Source organism: Massilia sp. CF038, from assembly GCF_900129765.1.
GTDB lineage: Bacteria > Pseudomonadota > Gammaproteobacteria > Burkholderiales > Burkholderiaceae_D > Telluria_A.
Genome location: NZ_FQWU01000005.1, coordinates 26,476 through 45,126, shown reverse-complemented (window position 1 = coordinate 45,126; position 18,651 = coordinate 26,476). Strand labels below are relative to the sequence as shown.

The following is an 18,651-nucleotide window of genomic DNA, read 5'->3' as shown; positions in this document are numbered from 1 at the left end:
GACAGCTTACGCCGATTGCGGCAGCTTCGTTTTCAGATCGTTAAATTCATGCTCGAAATCGAGCGTCTTGCGTTGGGTGCTCATTGCCATCAGCGCGTGCGCGCCGCCTTCGTCGGCGCGGATCCAGACCCACAGCCGCCGTTCGCGGATATAGAACATGGCAAACACCCCCAGCACCAGTAACAGACAGCCAAAGTAGACCACCGGCTTGCCCGGTGAACGCGTCACTTGCAGCACGGACGCTTTGACTTCGACAAATTCATCCAGTTGCAGATACACGGGTGCGCCGTAGAAGAAGCTGTCGGACAGGGCATTGGCCGCCAGCTGGATGAAGCGCCCGTGCGTGTCGTTCGGCTCGGCTTCGGCCAGCCCGTCCTGCTCGCGCGCGGCCTGCCACAATTCCCACAAGGTGCCGTTCAGGATTTTCATGAAGATGCGGGCGGCGTTTTCCTGCTCGGCGGCCGGGATTTTTTCCAGGAAGCGGGCCACGGCTGCGTAGCCCCCCTGGCCATTGTCGGTGCCGCCAGTTCCCTGCCCGCTCGCGCCGGCAAAAATGGCCAGGCTGCGCGCTGCGGATTCCTCCAGCTGGCGCTCCAGTGCGCCATTGTCGGCACTGCCCCTGGCCGGCAAGGCGCGCCGCGCATAGCGGGCGGCAGCAGCGGCGCGCAGGGCCGGCTCGGCCAGCGCGGCACGCATGCGCATCCATTCCTTGACGGTATGGGCATCGTCGGCCGGAATGCGCAGGTAACTGAAGGCATCGTTGGGGTTGGCGCGCACCCCGGCGAGGAACAGTTGGGCGCCGTCAATGGTGACCGGCTGCATGTAGTTCTGGTATTCGCGCGCCTGGCCCGTGGCGTCGCGCAGCTTGTACTGCACGCTGGGGCCGACGTTCTTGAGGTCCTTGTTGTTGGCGTTTTTGGCGGCGGACCCGGAGTGCTGGTCAAGCGTGCGCGCCAGCGCTTCATTCAGGCTGTCGCCCTTGGCCACGCTGCGCGCATCGTTGCTGGCGGCGACGTTCTCCACGTTAAACGGCCGAAAGCCCGACCACTCGACGCTGAAGGTTTCCGCGCCGCGCGCCAGCGGCGTGGCGCCATTGACTTCGCCTTCCAGGGCAAACGGGGTCTGGCTGTTGCCGCTCATGGGAAAACCGGTCAGCTTCAGGCGGGTGCCGCCGTCTTCAAAGCTGGACTGGTACACCGCCACACCCTTGTAGATCAGCGGCTCGTTGACCTTGATGGTGGCGCTGAATTTTTTACCCGTCTCGGGGTCATGGATCTGCACTTCACTGGCAAACAGCTTGGGCATGCCGGTCGAGTAAAAATCGATGATGAATTTTTTCAGTTCGATCGTAAACGGCAGCGGCTGCAGCAGATTGCCTTCCGCGCGCGGGATCAGGGCGATGTCGCTGGACTGCCCTTCCGGGATGAAGGTGTTGCCGCGGTAAGTGGGGTTGGACGGGCTCAGCTTGTGCTGGGCCGGGATGTCAGCAATGACCCCACCGCCCAGGTAGGCCGTCTTGCCCAGCACTTTTTCCTGGAACTGGATGGGCAAGTCCGAGTCGAGCATGCCGCCCACCAGAATGATCACAATGGCGCTGTGCGCAAAGATGTAGCCGAACTTGTTGGCCGCGCCCTTCTTGGCCGCCACCAGCAAGCCATGGCCCTTGTCCACCACCTTGGCCGAATAACCGGCATGCACCAGGCGCGCGGCAGTCTGCTGGGCCAGCGCATCGCGGCTCATGCCAGCTTGCCATTCGACCTTGTGATGGAAATTGCGCAGGGACGCTTCGCGCACGTTTTCGCGCCAGCTGCGCATGTCGCGCAGCATTTTAGGGGCGTTGCGCAGGATGCAGAAGGTGGTCGACGCCAGCAGCAGCGTGAGGATCAGGATGAACCACCAGGCCGAGTACACCGCATACAGGCCCAGCTTGTCGAAGATCACATACCAGAACGGACCGAACTGATTGACGTAGTTCGGCATGGGCTGGTTCTGGGTCAGGACCGTGCCAATGATGGCGGCAATCATGATCATCACCAGCATGGTGATCGCAAAACGCATCGACGACACCAGCTCGACCAGGTCGGCAACGGTGCGGTGACGCGTCTTGAGGGTAATTCCGGTGGTACTCATACGTTCTACAATTCCAGTCGGCGCAGGTGAGCAACCCGCGAGGATACCAACAAAAAGGGCAGCCCGCTTGCGCCGCTGCCCTTTGGGTCCTGCCGCGCGGCGCGCCCGCAGGCGCTGCCGCACACCTGATGCTGCTTATTTCAGGCCGGCGATGTAATCGGCCACGGCTTTCATTTCGTCTTCGGTCATGCGCTTGGCCAGCGTTTGCATCTGCACGCTGTTCTTGCGCGCGCCCGACGGCGGGGTGCTGCTGTTCGATGCCTTGAACGATTGCAGCTGGGCGACGGTGTAATCCTGGTGCTGACCGGCCAGGCGCGGGAACAGGGCTGGAATGCCGTGGCCGTTGGCGCCGTGGCAGCTGGCGCAGGCGGCCACGCCGTTGGCCGCGATACCGCCGCGGTAAATCTTTTTGCCCAGTTCGACGATGTCCTTGTTCTTGGCAGCGCCCGGCTTTTGGGTTTGCGCCGACAGATAGGCAGCCAGGTTTTTCTTTTCGTCTTCCGACAGGGCCTTGGCGTAGGTGCTCATGACCGGGTTGACGCGGTTGGGCGTGGTGAAGTCCACCAGCTGCTTGTAAATATAGGCTTCAGGCTGGCCGGCCAGTTTCGGGTTGGCGGCAATGGTCGAGTTGCCATTCGCGCCGTGGCACGACGCGCAGGCCGGGATGCCGCGCGCGGCGTCGCCGCTGTCGTACAGCGTGGCGCCCTTGGCTGCATCAGCCTTGGCTGGTGCCGCAGCGGCGGCATGTTCGGCTGCCGACGCCAGGCCGGACACTGCCAGCGTTGCCACCAGCACGGATTTCACCAACGAAGAAAACGCACGATTCATTCAAACACCCTGAGACAAGTCAAAAATTGATTTTATTAGGAGATTCCCGGGGAAATTCATCCCGCCACATCCTGCAGACGACCTTGCAAGGGCGCGATGGCTTCTGCGCCGCAACAATTCGTAACCCCTTATTGTACAATAGCTTTCTTGGGTTATCGCCCCCTGTTGTTCCAAATTCTTGCATTTTCTGCCCATTCCATGTCCAAACTCTGGCAAGCCCGTTTCTTTACGACCGTTAACCAATTGCGCGATTTGCCTGATACGCAGGCACCGGAAATCGCCTTTGCCGGCCGTTCCAACGCGGGCAAATCGACCGCAATTAACATTCTGACCAACCAGAAGGGCTTGGCGTTCGCCTCCAAGACCCCTGGCCGGACGCAGCACATCAATTACTTTTCCATCGGTGGCGCCCACGTTGGCCAGCACCGGAAAGACCCGACCATCGTCGAGGAAATCGAAGCGCTGCTGGTCGACTTGCCTGGCTACGGTTACGCGGAAGTCTCGGGCTCGGCCAAGCTGCACTGGCAGAAGCTGCTGGGCGACTATGTACAGCGCCGCGAGCAGCTGGCCGCGCTGGTGCTGATCATGGATTCGCGCCGCCCCTTTACGGAGCTGGACATCCAGATGCTGGAATGGTTCGCCCCCACCGGCAAGCCGATCCACTGCATCCTGACCAAGGCCGACAAGCTCAACCGCAATGAATCGACCAATGCGCTGCGCCAGGCCAAGATGATGCTGGAGAGCTATGTCGACGAAGATGGCGAAGGCTTCCCGTTCACGGTGCAATTGTTCTCCGCGCTCAAGCGCATCGGCATCGAAGAAGCCAATGACAAGATCATCGATCTGCTGGGTCTGACCCCGATCGAGACCGATCCGAACGTGCCGCTGGTCGACCCGGTCGACAGCGACGACTGATTTTTCTGTTCTCTGGAATTTGCCCATGCCCACCCATCCTGTAACTTACCCTGGCAGCCGCATGCGCCGCATGCGCCGCGACCCGTTCTCGCGCGCCCTGATGCGTGAAAACACGGTCACCGCGTCCGACCTGATTTACCCGGTGTTCATCCTGGACGGCGCCAACCAGCGCCAGCAGGTTGGCTCGATGCCGGGCGTGGAACGCGTGTCGGTCGATCTGCTGCTGCCGGTAGCCGAAGAATGCGTCAAGCTGGGCATCCCGGCGCTGGCCCTGTTCCCGGTGATCGACAGCGCGCTCAAGACGCCCGACGGCATCGAGGCGACCAACCCGGATGGTCTGGTGCCGCGCGCGGTACGCGCGCTCAAGGACCGCTTCCCGGAGCTGGGCATCATCACCGACGTGGCGCTGGACCCGTTCACCAGCCATGGCCAGGATGGTCTGATCGACGCCAACGGTTACGTGATCAACGATGAAACCATCGCCATGCTGATCCGCCAGGCCCTGTGCCAGTCCGAGGCCGGCGTCGATGTGGTGGCGCCGTCGGACATGATGGATGGCCGCATTGGCGCCATTCGGGCCGCGCTGGAAGAGCAGCGCCATATTCATACCCGCATCATGGCGTATTCGGCCAAGTATGCCTCGGCCTTCTACGGTCCTTTCCGCGACGCGGTGGGCTCCTCGGGCAACCTGGGCAGGAGCGACAAGAACACCTACCAGATGGATCCGGCCAACAGCGATGAAGCGCTGCGCGAAGTGGCGCTCGACATTGCTGAAGGTGCTGACATGGTGATGGTCAAGCCGGGCATGCCTTACCTGGATATCGTGCGGCGCGTGAAGGACGAATTCAAGGTGCCCACCTTTGCCTACCAGGTCAGTGGCGAATACGCGATGCTCAAGGCCGCCGCGCAAAACGGCTGGCTTGATCACGACAAGGTGATGATGGAATCGATGATGGCGTTCAAGCGCGCCGGCGCCGATGGCGTGCTGACCTACTTTGCGCGGGATATTGCGCGCTTGCTCAAGGCGCGCGCTTAAACCACATCGCCCTCGCAGTGGCCGGATAGATGGCATTTGAACAACATCGCCCTCGCGAAGGCGGGGGCCTATGCCACTTCACCGAATTCGGTAACGTGGCATAGGCCCCCGCCTTCGCGAGGGCGATGTGGTTTTGCTACCGGGTCCTTGGCGGCTTGTACCCCGGGAACATCTCCAGATACAGGAACGCTTCCAGCTCGGCCTGATCCTGCGGCCGCGCGCTCATCTTGACCACGCGCTGCAAGCGGTGCGAATCCCATTCGAAGTCACCGGTCTTTTCCTTGCGAATCAGCTCGATCATCTTTTTAACGATGGCCGTCTCAATATCGCGCTCGGTGCCCAGCTGAACATCCACCTGCTGCAGCCAGCGCCGCTTGAAGCTGGGGTTCCAGCCGCGGAACTTGAGCTGGGCGCTGCTGAACGACTGGTCCGAAATGCTGAACACGCCACCTGTGTCATTGCGGTCATCGCCCTTGCTCTTGCCATTGGCCGCAGCGATATTGGCCAGCGCATTGCGCATGCCGCGGTCCTTCTCGCTTTCCTCGCCGGCCTGCTCTTCGGTGGCCTGACCGCGCGCGCGCCGCTTGGCGGCAATCGCGTCCGCCATGTCGATGCTGGTGTCGACCTCGGGTTTCGGTTCGGGCTTGGGTACCGGTTCTACGCGCTGCTCTTTGGGCAGCGTAATCGTGTTGGGCAAACGTTCAATCTGCACCACCTCGGGCCGGCGCTTGACCGGCTTGGCCGGCGCGGCCGCCATTTCCTTCTTCTTGGGTTTGCCTGGCAAGGGGGCGATGTAGGTAATCGCTTCGCCCGCAGGGGGCGGCGCCTTGGTCATGTCCTTGGACGGCTTGAGGATGTAGATCAGTACCAGCAGCAAGTGCAGCAGTATGGTCGCCAGCAAGCCCCAGGGCTTGGTGCGCGACTGCCCGTAGCGCGGCTCGGACGAGCCCGGCAGGGGCTGGCCGCAGTGCGCGCAAATGCCGGACTGGTCCGACGAAAAATGGGCATGCTCACTCAAAATCAAAACTGTTATCCCACGGGAACGATGAATCGGGTTGGGTCCGTGCGGAGTCTAACCGCTTTACGCGGCTTTGTGCACTGCCGGAACACCAACAGGATACCCGCTCGGGCACCTGTCGATGTGACAGTATGTTTCAGCAATGTTAGTTTAGGTTAAGATTGGCTTAAGCGGCGCTTAGTCCGTTTAGTTTCTCATCAGACATTGGTCCGGTCCCGCTGAAGCGGTCCAGGTACAGATAAATCACTGGTGTGATGTACAAGGTGATCACTTGCGAGAACAGCAAGCCGCCCACCACGGCCAGGCCCAGCGGCTGACGCAGCTCGGCGCCGGCGCCCAGGCCCAGAGCAATCGGCAAGGCCCCCATCAGGGCCGCAAGGGTCGTCATCAGGATCGGGCGGAAGCGCAGCACGCACGCTTCGCGGATGGCAGCCTGCGGCGTCATGCCCTCGCTGCGCTGGGCATCCAGGGCAAAGTCAATCATCATGATGGCGTTTTTCTTGACGATCCCGATCAGCATCAAGATCCCGATGATGGCAATCATCGTCAGATCCATGTTGAATAGACGCAGAGTCAGCAGCGCGCCCACCGCCGCCGACGGCAAGCCTGCCAGAATCGTCAGCGGGTGGATATAACTTTCGTACAGCACCCCCAGCAGCACATAAATCACGCCCAGGGCCGCCACGATCAGAATGATCTGGGACGATTGCGAATCCTGGAAAACGGCCGCGTCGCCGCCGTATTTGGTGATGACCGAGGCCGGCAGCTTCATTTGCACGCCCATCTGGTCGATCTTGGCCGTGGCCACGCCCAGCGGCACATCCGGCGGCAGATTGAACGACAGGGTGATGGCCTGCAGCTGGCCCTGGTGATTGACGGAGGTTGGCCCCACCGTGCGTTCAACCGTGGCAAAGGCGTTGATCTGCACCAGCTGGCCGCTCTTGCTGCGCACCGTCATGCGCGACAGCGCTTCTTCCGACTGGCGGTCGGCGGCATCGGCTTCCAGGATCACGTTGTAACTGGCCGTGGGCCCGTAAATGGTCGAGACCTGGCGCTCGCCAAAGGCCGCGTACAGCGCGGTGCGCACGTCGGCCAGCTGCACGCCCATGGCATTGGCCTTGTCGCGGTCAATGTTCAGGGTCGCCTGCAAGCCGCGGTTTTGAGAATCGCTGGTGACGTCGCGGAAGGCCGGATCGGCGCGCATGCGCTCCAGGTATTTGTTGGCCCACTCCCCGAGTGCGTCCGAGCTCACGCTTTGCAGCGTGTACTGGTAGCGGCTCTTGCTTGGGCGTCCGCCCAGCTGCAAGTTCTGCACCGGCGACAGGAACACCGACACGCCGGCCACCTGGCGCAGGCTCTTGCGCAGGCCATCAACCACTTCCGGCATCGGCTTGCGTTCCCCGCGCGGTTTCAGCGCAATGAAGCCGCGCCCGGTGTTGCCGCCGCCCGTAAACGAGGTTACGTCCTGGATGTTGGGGTCGGCGCGGATGATGTCGACCACCTTGGTCTGCAGCACCAGCATGGCCTCGGTCGAGGTATCTTCGGCCGCCTCGATACTCATGCGCATCTGGCCCAGGTCTTCTTCGGGAAAGAAGCCCTTGGGGATGGTGGTGTACAGGACCACGGTCAGCACAAAGGTGCCCAGCGCGATCATCAGCACGAAGAAGCGGTGCGCCAGCGCCACGTCCAGCGTGCGCGCATAGCTGTCGCGCACGCGCGCAAAGGCGCGCTCGAAGTGGCGCCCGATGAAGCTTTTCTCGCCTTCGCCATGTTCGGCGTGTTCGGGCAGCAGGCGCGAGGCCAGCATCGGCACCAGCGTCAGCGACACCAGCGCCGACACCAGGATCGACAGCCCTACGACCACCGCAAACTCGTGGAACAGCAAGCCAATCACACCCGGCATGAAGAAGATCGGGATGAACACCGCCACCAGCGAAATCGAAATCGAGACGATGGTAAAGCCCATTTCGCGCGCGCCCACCAGGGCCGCCTGCATGGGCTTCTTGCCCATTTCGATATGGCGCACGATGTTTTCCAGGACCACGATGGCGTCATCGACCACCAGGCCCACGGCCAGCGTGATCCCCAGCAGCGAGACGTTGTCCAGGCTGTAGCCCAGCCAGTACAGCAGCGACAGGGCGCCCAGCAGCGAAATCGGCATCGTCACGGCCGGAATGAAGGTGGCCGCCGCGCGGTGCAGGAACAGGAAAATCACCAGCACCACCAGCACCACCGTCAGGGCCAGGGTCAGGTTGACGTCGTGGATCGCTTCGCGGATCGAGATCGAGCGATCGTTGACCAGGTTGATCTTGATGGAGGCCGGCACCTGGGCCTGGAAGCGCGGCAGCAGCTTGCGCACCGCGTCCACCACCTGCACTGTGTTGGCGTCCGGCTGGCGCTGCACCAGCAGCACGATCGAGCGCTCACCGTTGTAACTGCCGTAAGCTTTGACGGACTGGTAGCTGTCTTCCACCGTGGCCACGTCGCGCAGATGCACCGGCTGGCCGCCGCGGGTGGCGACAATCAGGTCCGCAAACGCAGCCGCGTTCATCAGCTGGCCATTGCCCTGAATCGTCATGGTCTGGCTGGGGCCATCGATGATGCCCAGCGGGGCGTTCGAATTGGCCGCGCGCAGGGCCAGCGCCAGTTCGTCCATGGACATGTCGCGCGCGCGCAGCAGTTCGGCATTGGCGCGTATGCGCACCGCAAATTTTTTCTGGCCATTGACGCTGACCTGGGCCACCCCGGGCAGGGTCGACAGCGATGGCGCAATCAGGTTTTCGGCGTAGTCATTCAAGTCCGACAAATTCATCGACGGCGACGTCATGGCCATGAACAGCACTGGCGCGTCAGCCGGATTGACCTTGCGGTAGGACGGCAGCTCCGTCATTTCCTGGGGCAGCTGGCGCTGGGCGCCCAGCAGGGCTGCCTGGACATCAATGGCGGCCGTGTTGATGTCGATCGAAGGGTCAAATTCCAGCGTCAGCGAGGTCGAACCCTGGGTGCTGGTCGAGGTGATCACGCCAATGCCGGCAATCGTGGAAAACTGCTTTTCCAGCGGCAGCGCCACCGAGGACGCCATGGTTTCCGGACTGGCGCCGGACAGATTGGCCTGGACGTTGATGACCGGGGTGTTATAGCTCGGCAGGGCCGCCACCGGAATATGCAGGTAGGCCAGGATCCCGACCAGCACCATGCTGACCGAGAGCAGCACCACCATCACGGGGCGCCGGATACACAGTTCGGACAGATTCATCGCGCCGCCGTCTTCACGTCGTCAGCCTTGGCGGCAGGCGCTTCGGCCAGCTTGACCTTGCCGCCCGGGCGCAGATTCTGCTTGCCCTCGGTGATGACTTGCTCGTTGCCTTCCAGTCCAGTCACCGCCACATTCTGGCCAAACGCATGCAGGCGCGTGACCGCCACCGATTTGGCCTTGCGCTCGGCGTCCACCACATACACCGAAGTGCCGCGCGGCGTAATGATGATGGCGGTCTGCGGAATCACGACCGCGTTCTTCAGTGTTTGCAGGGTGATGTGGGCGGTGGCGTACTGCCCCGGCCACAGCTGGCTGTCGCGATTGGCAAAGCGCGCCTTGGCGCGGATCGCACCAGCCTGGGTATTGACGGCGTTGTCGACAAAATTGAGTACCCCTTCCACCGGCTTGCCGGCACCGGTGCTCGCTTGCACTGCCAGCTTGCCCTGCTGCTGGGCCGCCAGCAGGCCGGCCAGGGCCGACTCGGGCAGTGTGAAGGCGACGTCGATCGGGTCGAGCTGGGTGATGCTGGTCAGGGCGCTGGTGGGCTGCACCAGGCTGCCGGCAAACACGTCGATGGCGCCCACCCTGCCCGCCTGCGGCGCGCGGATGGTGCTGTAGCTGGCAGCGACCTGCTCGGCCTGCAGCGCGGCGCGGCTGGCGCCCGTGGCCGCGCGGGCGGCGTCAAGCTGGGCGCGCAGGGTGTCCAGCGCGCCCTGGGCAATGAACTTCTGTGCCAGCAGCTGCTCGCTGCGCGCCACCTGGCGTTCCAGGTCAGCCACAGAAGCGCTGTCGCGCCGGATCTGGGCGTCGGCCTTGCTGACATTGGCGCGCTCGCTGCGGTCGTCCAGGGTGAACATCAGGTCGCCCGCCTTGACGAACTGGCCCTCGCGGATATGCACCTTGCGGATGGTGCTGGTGGTCTGCGGATGCAGCACCACGCTGGTCACCGGCGTGACGCTGCCGCTGGCCGAGAGCACCACCGGCACGTCTTCACGGCGCGGCTTGACCACGTTCACGACCGTGGGCGGCTGCTCGCCCTTGGCGCCGCCACCCTCCTTCGCTTTGGCGGCCGCATCGGGCCGGGTCAGGCTGTAGGCGGTGCCGGCAACGGCGGCGGCAGCCACGAGGGAGATAACGATGGTTTTTGTTTTCATGGTGGGCGTGGACCTGCTTGTTTTTTTATTTTCCGGCGTAGTACGGCGGCAGCACGAGTGTCACTTCGAGCCCGCCGTCAGGATGGTTTTCCAGTGCAATCGAGCCCCCGTGCTGCTCGGCGATATTGCGCGCAATCGTCAGCCCCAGGCCGGTGCCACCCGACTCGCGCGAGCGTGAGGTTTCGATCCGGTAGAACGGTTCGAACACGCGCGCCAGTTCGTCGGCGGCGATGCCGGGACCATTGTCACGAATCCGGATCCGGGCCAGGCCGGAGGCGGCATCCACGGTCACCACCGCGCGCTGGCCATACTTGACCGCGTTGTCGATCAGGTTCACCAGGCAGCGGCGCAAGGCCATCGGGCGCCCCAGCAGGGCTTTTTTGGCGCTGCCCACCAGCTCCACCTGCTGGCCGGCGTCGGTGGCGTCGCAGCACACGCTACGCAGCAGCGAGTCAAGGTCCAGCGGGGCCATGGTTTCGGTGGTGTCCATCGAGCGCGCCAGGTCCAGTCCTTCGCGCACCATCTCCTGCATGGCCGAGAGATCGCCCACCAGGCGCTGCTGCAGTTCGGCGTCGCCGACTTTTTCCAGCCGCAGGCGCATGCGCGTAAGCGGCGTTTGCAAGTCGTGCGTGATGGCCGCCAGCATCTGGGTGCGCTGGAAGATGTACTGGCGAATGCGCGCCTGCATCGCATTGAAGGCAGCGCTGGCCTGGCGGATTTCGGACGCGCCCTGCAGCGACAGGGGCGGATGGTTGATGTCATTGCCCAGATCCTTGGCGGCCTGCGCCAGCTGCTTGAGCGGGCGCGTGGTCATGCGCGCCACCACGTAGGCCAGCACGATGATACTGGCCAGGAAAATGGCAATGATCATGCGGTAATCGGTCAGTTCGGCCAGCACCGACGATGCCGGTGGCAGGATCTGCAGGCGCAGCAGCTCGCCGTCGCGCATGCGCACGTTCAGGCTTTCGCATACGCCCGGCCAGACCCGGCGCGAGGAGCCAAACATGCTGTGCACAATGCGCGGCACATCGCAGGCGGGCGGACGCACGGCCACTGTTTCAAGCTTGTACTGCTTGCCGATGCGCGCGGCCAGCAAGGTGGCAAAGCGCGACGGCGCTGCCGCCACCGGCAGCTGCTCGCTGGCTTCCTCGAGCCGAATGCCGGGCCGGTTGGCCGACAGCAGATAGGCGGCGCGCGCCGAAGCGGGCACGATTTCGGCGGAAAAAATCAGTTGCTCGGAGCGTTCCAGGGCCTGGTTGTCGCGGTATTCCTGGAAGATGTCATTGTGCTGCTCTTCCACCAGCAGCTGGGTCAGGATGGCGGAAATCACGGTCCCCAGCAGCAGGGTCAGAAACACGCGTCCGGTCATCGAACTGAAGAACGCCTTCACGCAGACGGCTCCACCGTGACCTGGCCGGCCAGTACGTAGCCGCCATTGCGCACCGTCTTGATGATTTGCGGCAGACGCGCATCTTCGCCCAGCTTCTGGCGCAGGCGGCTGATCTGGATGTCGACCGAGCGGTCAAACGGATCGGCGTCGCGGCCCTGGGTCAGGTTGAGCAGCTGGTCGCGGTTGAGGACCCGGTTGGGGTGCTCCAGGAACACCCGCAGCAGGCGAAATTCCGCGCCCGAGAGCATGATCACGATGCCTTCCGGGTTGAGCAGGTGGCGCGCGGTCAGGTCCAGGGTCCAGCCGGAAAAGCGCATTTGCTGGGCGTGCTCGGACGGCGTGTTCGAGGGCATCGCATGGCTGCGCCGCAGCACGCTGCGGATGCGCGCCAGCAGTTCGCGCGGCTCGAAGGGCTTCGGCAGGTAATCGTCGGCGCCCATCTCCAGGCCCAGGATGCGATCGAGCGGCTCGTTGCGCGCGGTCAGCATGATGACAGGCAGGGTCGAATTGGCGCGCAGCTTGCGACACAGGGTCAGACCATCGTCGCCCGGCAGGTTCAGGTCGAGCACGATCAGGTCGGGACGCGCTTCATCGAGAATTTTCCACATGCCGGTGCCGTCGGCGGCAGCCAGCGCGCGGTAGCCGTTCGACTCGAGGTAGTCGGCCAGCAGCGAGCGGATATCACGGTCGTCGTCGACGATCAGAATGGTAGAGGGAGTATCCATGACTGCAATTATGTCGGCTTGGCGGGGGAATGAATAGCGTATTTGTATCGGCATGTGTATACGGATGCGACCGAAACAAATCGATACAAACTCTGGCGTACGAGACACGTCGCGTTGACATGCGGCTCGCATGATGGCCTTGCACCCCGCACTTTCACCCCACCAAAGGAGTCACCATGAACACCTTACGCAAGCAGATCTTGATTGGCATGACGGTACTGGGCCTGTCCGGCGCCGCCTTCAGCACCCAGGCAGCCGAACCGGCCAGCCCCGCAGCGCACGGCCAGCGCCACGGCCAGTGGGCCGAGCGCGCCGCAGAGCGGCAGCAGCGGCTGCACGATGCCTTGAAGCTGAGCGCAGCCCAGGAAGGCGCCTGGAGTAACTACCAGGCGGCGCTGGCCCATAAGTCCCGCATGGACCAGGCCCAGGGCGGCGCCCGCACCGACTGGAAGACGCTGACCGCACCGCAGCGGCTGGAACTGCAGATCGCACGCTCACGCGAGCACACCGAGCGCATGGAAGCGCGCCTGGCTGCCCTGCAAAGTTTCTACGGTGCTCTCAATGCCGAGCAGAAGAAGTTGTTTGATGAGAAAACCCAGGGACATGGCCGCCACCACCGCAAAGGCGGGCGCGGCATGCATCACATGGGCGCCTGAGCGGCCTGGCCGAGCCCGGGAGACTATGCGGATTGAATGGCAGCGCCTCCCGGGTTGACTGAATGTATACAAATTGTAACGACACGACATCGAAATGACGTGCAGGACTAGTCTGTGCGTACCCATCGGTGTATGCTGAGGCCCATCTATCTACAAAGCAATATTTTGCTTCTCCTGGGGTTTCAGCATGAACAAGCACATTTATGACAAGACGGACAAGGGCCGCGAAGAGATCGCCACCCGCAAGCACCATGTCCCGGCCAAGCTGCGTTCCTTGCTGCTCATGATCGACGGCCATCGCTCGATCGATGTGCTGATGAAAAGCTTTGGCACGATGGGCTTGTCTGTAGAGAACGTTGAGGAATTGCTCGCTCTGGGCATGATTGTGCTGGTGGATGCGGGCGAACCTGACCCAGGACCAGACACCATCACCGCGCACAAATCCGGCATGTCGGCACAGGCGCGCCAGCTGGCACGGCGCAAAGCCGCGGCAGACCGAGCCCATGGTGCCGATTCGGTGCTGGGCCCCGATTCGATGCTGGGACCGGATTCCATGCTGGGCATGGATGACAACGGGCCCGCTTCCATCATTGGCAGCCCTGCGCCGGCTGCGGCACCGGCCGCGCCAGCCGCGCCCAGGATGAGCGACGCCGAACGCCACATGGCAGTGCAGGAGTTCTACACCCAGACCATCAAGAGCACGCTGGGACTGCGCGGCATGATGCTGCAGTTGAAAGTGGAAAAATGCGGCAATCTGGCCGACTTCCGCGCCCTGCGTGATACCTACGTGGAAGCGGTGCTCAAAGCCAAGGGCCGCGAAATGGCGCTGAGCCTGTCCAGCCGCCTCGACCAACTGCTTGGCGGCTAGACCTACCCAGCTTTATTGCAGCTTGCGCAGCGAGTTGCCGAATTTGCCTGCATCCTGGTAACCCACCACCCGGCTGCCGGCAATTTCTCGGCCATCCCGGTCAAACAGGATGATGCTTGGCGGCCCGAACAGGCCGAAGCGCTTGAGCATCGCCTTGTCATCCGCATCGTTGGCCGTCACGTCGACTTGCAGCAGCAAGGTATCGGCCAGCTGGCGTTTCACGCCCGGATCAACAAAGGTCAGCTTTTCCATTTCCTTGCACGAGACACACCAGTCGGCGTAGAAGTCGAGCATGGCAGTACGGCCACGATTGGCGGCCAGCGCCGCGTCAAGCTGGGCCACGGTCTTGATGCGCTTGAAGGTCACGCCGTGTTCCTGCGGACCGAAGTGGCCCAAGGGCGCCAGCACATCGCGGCCACCGGTCGCCGCCCCGGTCAGTTGCACCGCGCCCAGGATGGCGCAGACAGCCGCCAGCGCCATGCCGCCCCAGTGCCGCGTGGCACGCAACAGGTAGGCGCCGTAGCCAATCAGCAGCGCACTCCACAACAGCATTTGTAGCAGCGGCGGCAGCACCGGCGACACCAGCCACAGCGCCACCGCGAGCATCAGCACGCCAAAGAATTTCTTGACCTGATCCATCCAGGCACCCGCATGCGGCAACAGCGTGCCAGCCGACAAGCCCACCAGCAGCAACGGAATACTCATGCCGGCCGCCATCGAGAACAAGGCCAGGCCGCCAATCAGCACGTCTCGGGTCTGACCGATGTAGACCAGGGCGCCCACCAGCGGCGCGGCCACGCAGGGGCCGACAATCAGGGCCGAGAGCGCGCCCATGGCAAACACGCCGGCGAACTTGCCCGCAGACATGCGTCCGGAGGCGCCCACCAGGCGCGTCTGCAGCGCCGACGGCAGCTGCAATTCGTAGACGCCGAACATGGACAAGGACATCAGCGCCATCATCAGGCCGATGGCCCCCAGCACCCAAGGGTTCTGCAAGGACGCGGACAAGCCTTCGCCGATCAGGCCGGCGGCAACGCCCAGCGCCGTGTACACCAGGGCCATGCCCAGCGAATACGCCAGCGCCAGGGTGAAGCCACGCGCGCGCGTCACAGTGCTGCCGGAGCCGACAATAATGGAGGCCAGGATCGGCACCATGGGCAACACGCAAGGCGTGAAAGACAAACCCAGGCCAAGCAGGATGAAAGCGGGAATGATGATCAACAATTTGCCGCCACCGAGCAAGCTGGCCAGATGACCTTGTTCACTGGTATCAGGCGCGGCGCTTGCCGGCGCGCCTTGTGGCGGCACGGCGGCCGCAGCCGGGCTGGTGCCGGGCCGGTCGACCAGCGGCGCTGGCTCCTGCCCGAAGCGGACCTGGAGCGGGTCGGCAGCGCTGCTCTGGCCGCCGCTAAGTGCGCCGACCAGGCGCGCCGAGGCATCCTGCGGCGCGTAGCACAAACCGGCATCGGCGCAGCCTTGGGAAGTGGCGACAAGGCTGAACATGCCGGCTGCTTTGACTGGCAGCGTGATGGTCACTGTACCGCGATAGGTTTCTACGTCTTTTTGGAAGGTCTCGTCGAACTTGACTTTACCGTGGGGGAAAACCGGCTCGCCCAGGGTCGCGCCCTCGGCGCGGAATTTGAAGCGTTCGCGATACATATAGTAACCGTCCGCGATGGCGTAGCTCACTGCCACGGTTTCCGGGTCGAGCATGCGGGCGGAAAAGCGGAACGCGGCCTCTGGTTCCAGATAGGCATCTTCGGCGCGGCTGAGGCCGGCGCTTAATACAGTGAAGGCGAGGAGCAGCAGCGCAAACGCCGCCTTGAACAAATGACGTGACATGACTTCCTTTCGCTGGGCGAAGCAGCATAGTACACCGGCGACGGCGTTCTCGCCTGCGGCCAACTAATTGCCCAGCGGAAGGATGGGGCGAAGCCCCAGCGGGATTACTGACGCGGCTTCTTCGGTGGTGGCGATGGCGGAATATAGCAACCGGCGCCGCCGTCACGCGAACACAGGTCTTCGGCCATCGCGCTCATATCGGGTTCTTCAGGCAGGGTCGGTTCGACGGCCAGGGCGGCCGAGCATGCCAGCGCTGCGGCTACTGCCAGTAACAACTTGTTCATCATCGCGCATTCCTTCTAAGGACAGGTGCGAAATTGCACCATCGACCCACTCTAAAGGACGCACAATACCCAGTCAACCAATGTTGACAAGAACAGCATATTAATCGACGAAATGTTGCACAAAACGCAAAACGGCCGCTGATCAACAGCGGCCGTCTGGTCAAACCGGGGTACTGATTACTCAGCCGTTGGAGCAGCATCCACGTCCGAGACTTCTGGACGGTCGAGCAGTTCAACGTAAGCCATTGGCGCATTGTCGCCAACGCGGAAACCCATCTTCAGGATACGCAGGTAGCCACCGTTACGGTTGGCGTAGCGTGGGCCCAGTTCAGCGAACAGCTTCAACACCATTTCGCGGTCACGCAGACGCGAGAACGCCAGGCGCTTGTTGGCCAGGGTGTCGGTCTTGCCCAGGGTCAGGATCGGCTCGATGACGCGGCGCAGTTCCTTGGCTTTAGGCACGGTGGTTTTGATGGCTTCATGACGCAGCAGGGAAACGGTCATGTTGCGCAGCATAGCCAGGCGGTGGGACGAAGTACGATTCAGCTTGCGAAGGCCGTGACGGTGACGCATGGTAATTCCTTTCGAGTTGTTTAAATCCAGCTCTTCGATCGCTTATACGAAAACGTATGATGCGCGGGCCGGTTAGTATATAAATGAATACCCGGAGCAACATGCCCCGGGCAGGTGCAGCAATTATTTCTCGAGGCCTGCAGGTGGCCAGTTCTCGAGTTTCATGCCCAGGGTCAAGCCGCGCGAAGCAAGGACTTCCTTGATTTCGTTGAGCGACTTGCGGCCCAGGTTTGGCGTCTTGAGCAGTTCGTTTTCCGAACGCTGGATCAGGTCGCCAATGTAGTAAATGTTTTCTGCTTTCAGGCAGTTGGCCGAACGCACGGTCAGTTCCAGATCGTCCACTGGACGCAGCAGGATCGGATCGACCAGCGGTGCGCGCGATGGCGCTTCGGCAGCAGCTTCCGTGCCTTCCAGGGCAGCGAACACATTCAACTGGTCCACCAGAACGCGGGCCGACTGGCGGATCGCTTCTTCCGGCGTGATCACGCCGTTGGTTTCGATGTTGATGATCAGCTTGTCCAGGTCGGTACGCTGTTCCACGCGAGCCGATTCAACGAAGTACGACACGCGGCGCACTGGCGAGAACGAGGCGTCCAGAATGATGCGGCCGATGGTCTTGTTGGTGTCTTCCGACAGACGGCGCACGTTACCTGGTACATAGCCACGGCCTTTTTCGACCTTGATCTGCATGTCCAGCTTGCCACCAGCGGTCAGGTGAGCAATCACGTGGTCCGGGTTGATCAGTTCAACGTCATGCGGCAGATCGATATCCGACGCCAGGATCGCGCCTTCGCCTTCCTTTTTCAGGGTCAGGGTGACGGAATCACGGTTGTGGACTTTGAAGACCACGCCCTTCAGGTTCAGCAGCAGATCGACAACGTCTTCCTGCACGCCGTCCAGCGACGAGTACTCATGGACCACGCCGGCGATCGTCACTTCGGTTGGCGCGTAGCCGACCATCGACGACAGCAGCACGCGGCGCAACGCGTTACCGAGGGTGTGGCCATAGCCACGCTCGAACGGCTCCATCACGACTTTGGCGTGACCGGCACCGAGGGCTTCAACATCGATAATACGTGGCTTCAACAAACTGTTTTGCATGAAATGTCCTTTTCAATACCCTCGGCTCGTTACGCCGATAAGGCTGATGGCATTAAGAGATTCCCACTGACGTGGGAGAAATTGGATCCCCGCTTTCGCGAGGACGGCTTCCCGTGGAACGGGAAGCCGAATTGACTCCGGCAACGTCGCCGGATGCCCCGTTCTTAACGGGAATACAGTTCGACGATCAGCGATTCGTTGACGTCGTTAGCGATCTCGTTACGCTCTGGGAACGAACGGAAGGTACCTTCCATTTTCTTGGCATCAACCGACACCCAGCTTGGCATACCAACTTGCTCAGCCAGCGACAGGGCTTCGACGATACGAACTTGTTTCTTCGACTTCTCACGAACTGCGATCACGTCGCCGGTACGCACAGCGTACGAAGCGATGTTGACAACCTGGCCGTTGACCGTGAATGCTTTGTGGCTGACCAGCTGGCGCGCTTCGGCGCGGGTCGAGCCAAAGCCCATACGGTAGCAAACGTTGTCGAGACGCGATTCCAGCAGGCGCAGCAGGGCTTCGCCCGTGTTGCCCTTGCGGCGATTGGCTTCAGCGAAGTAGCGGCGGAACTGACGCTCGAGGACGCCGTACATACGCTTGACTTTTTGCTTTTCGCGCAGCTGGTTACCGTAGTCCGAGGTACGGGCACCGGATTTGACACCGTGCTGACCTGGCTTGACGTCCAGTTTGCATTTCGAATCGAGGGAGCGGCGTGCGCTCTTGAGGAACAGGTCCGTACCTTCACGGCGGGACAGTTTTGCTTTAGGTCCGATATAACGTGCCACAATATTTCCTTTAAATTATGACGCCCCGGCGCTTCCACGAGGGAAAGGCAGGCGCTAGTCAGCTCCACATGCGAACTGACGGTGGCT

General features: G+C 62.4%; 16 protein-coding genes. 4 read left to right on the top strand and 12 right to left on the bottom strand.

What is annotated here, in order from left to right; all coding sequences use genetic code 11:
* Positions 1-6: 6 nt before the first annotated feature.
* Both BUC24_RS23305 and BUC24_RS23300 read right to left on the bottom strand, forming a co-directional pair.
* Entirely contained in the window at positions 7-2,130 is a 2,124-nt protein-coding gene (locus BUC24_RS23305) for a cytochrome c biogenesis protein ResB (RefSeq protein ID WP_073222630.1), read from the bottom strand.
* 135 nt (positions 2,131-2,265) lie between these two features.
* A complete protein-coding gene (locus BUC24_RS23300) occupies positions 2,266-2,958 on the bottom strand; it encodes a c-type cytochrome (protein ID WP_073222628.1) in 693 nt (230 codons plus the stop codon).
* A gap of 198 nt (positions 2,959-3,156) precedes the next feature.
* On the opposite strand from BUC24_RS23300, the gene yihA reads away from it, so the two are divergent.
* Positions 3,157-3,873 carry a ribosome biogenesis GTP-binding protein YihA/YsxC gene (yihA, locus tag BUC24_RS23295; protein WP_073222626.1) on the top strand — a complete coding sequence of 239 codons (717 nt, stop codon included), beginning with the start codon at positions 3,157-3,159 and terminating at the stop codon, positions 3,871-3,873.
* Positions 3,874-3,898: 25 nt separating this feature from the next.
* Positions 3,899-4,909 carry a porphobilinogen synthase gene (gene hemB / locus BUC24_RS23290; RefSeq protein ID WP_073222624.1) on the top strand — a complete coding sequence of 337 codons (1,011 nt, stop codon included), beginning with the start codon at positions 3,899-3,901 and terminating at the stop codon, positions 4,907-4,909.
* A gap of 136 nt (positions 4,910-5,045) precedes the next feature.
* Here the strand turns inward: hemB and BUC24_RS23285 are convergent, their stop codons facing one another.
* The 5 genes from BUC24_RS23285 to BUC24_RS23265 all read right to left on the bottom strand — a co-directional run bounded on the left by BUC24_RS23285 (position 5,046) and on the right by BUC24_RS23265 (position 12,452).
* The gene (locus BUC24_RS23285; protein WP_229448617.1) at positions 5,046-5,933 is read right to left on the bottom strand and encodes a hypothetical protein; all 888 of its coding nucleotides are present in this window, start codon (positions 5,931-5,933) and stop codon (positions 5,046-5,048) included.
* 160 nt (positions 5,934-6,093) lie between these two features.
* Entirely contained in the window at positions 6,094-9,183 is a 3,090-nt protein-coding gene (locus tag BUC24_RS23280) for an efflux RND transporter permease subunit (protein WP_073222622.1), read from the bottom strand.
* Positions 9,180-10,337 (bottom strand): efflux RND transporter periplasmic adaptor subunit, encoded by a 1,158-nt coding sequence (locus BUC24_RS23275; protein WP_073222620.1) that lies wholly within the window; start codon positions 10,335-10,337, stop codon positions 9,180-9,182. The genes BUC24_RS23280 and BUC24_RS23275 overlap by 4 nt, the downstream gene beginning before the upstream one ends.
* Before the next feature lie 25 nt (positions 10,338-10,362).
* Positions 10,363-11,727: an ATP-binding protein gene (locus BUC24_RS23270; RefSeq protein WP_073222618.1), complete on the bottom strand. Its 1,365-nt coding sequence runs from the start codon at positions 11,725-11,727 to the stop codon at positions 10,363-10,365.
* Positions 11,724-12,452, bottom strand: a complete 729-nt coding sequence (locus tag BUC24_RS23265; RefSeq protein WP_073222616.1) for a response regulator — start codon at positions 12,450-12,452, stop codon at positions 11,724-11,726. Before BUC24_RS23265 ends, BUC24_RS23270 begins: the two co-directional genes overlap by 4 nt.
* A 176-nt stretch (positions 12,453-12,628) precedes the next feature.
* Here BUC24_RS23265 and BUC24_RS23260 point away from each other — a divergent pair, with 176 nt between their 5' ends.
* Positions 12,629-13,108: a Spy/CpxP family protein refolding chaperone gene (locus tag BUC24_RS23260; RefSeq protein ID WP_073222614.1), complete on the top strand. Its 480-nt coding sequence runs from the start codon at positions 12,629-12,631 to the stop codon at positions 13,106-13,108.
* Between the two features lie 187 nt (positions 13,109-13,295).
* Entirely contained in the window at positions 13,296-13,976 is a 681-nt protein-coding gene (locus tag BUC24_RS23255) for a hypothetical protein (RefSeq protein WP_073222613.1), read from the top strand.
* Positions 13,977-13,988: 12 nt separating this feature from the next.
* On the opposite strand, the gene dsbD is transcribed toward BUC24_RS23255, so the two are convergent.
* The 5 genes from dsbD to rpsD all read right to left on the bottom strand — a co-directional run bounded on the left by dsbD (position 13,989) and on the right by rpsD (position 18,564).
* Entirely contained in the window at positions 13,989-15,818 is a 1,830-nt protein-coding gene (dsbD, locus tag BUC24_RS23250) for a protein-disulfide reductase DsbD (RefSeq protein WP_073222611.1), read from the bottom strand.
* A 104-nt stretch (positions 15,819-15,922) separates the two neighbouring features.
* A complete protein-coding gene (locus tag BUC24_RS23245; RefSeq protein WP_073222609.1) occupies positions 15,923-16,105 on the bottom strand; it encodes a hypothetical protein in 183 nt (60 codons plus the stop codon).
* A 174-nt stretch (positions 16,106-16,279) separates the two neighbouring features.
* The gene (rplQ, locus tag BUC24_RS23240) at positions 16,280-16,675 is read right to left on the bottom strand and encodes a 50S ribosomal protein L17 (protein WP_073222607.1); all 396 of its coding nucleotides are present in this window, start codon (positions 16,673-16,675) and stop codon (positions 16,280-16,282) included.
* Between the two features lie 123 nt (positions 16,676-16,798).
* Positions 16,799-17,776: a DNA-directed RNA polymerase subunit alpha gene (locus BUC24_RS23235; RefSeq protein WP_073222604.1), complete on the bottom strand. Its 978-nt coding sequence runs from the start codon at positions 17,774-17,776 to the stop codon at positions 16,799-16,801.
* A 164-nt stretch (positions 17,777-17,940) separates the two neighbouring features.
* Positions 17,941-18,564 carry a 30S ribosomal protein S4 gene (rpsD, locus tag BUC24_RS23230; protein ID WP_073222602.1) on the bottom strand — a complete coding sequence of 208 codons (624 nt, stop codon included), beginning with the start codon at positions 18,562-18,564 and terminating at the stop codon, positions 17,941-17,943.
* Positions 18,565-18,651 lie beyond the last annotated feature (87 nt).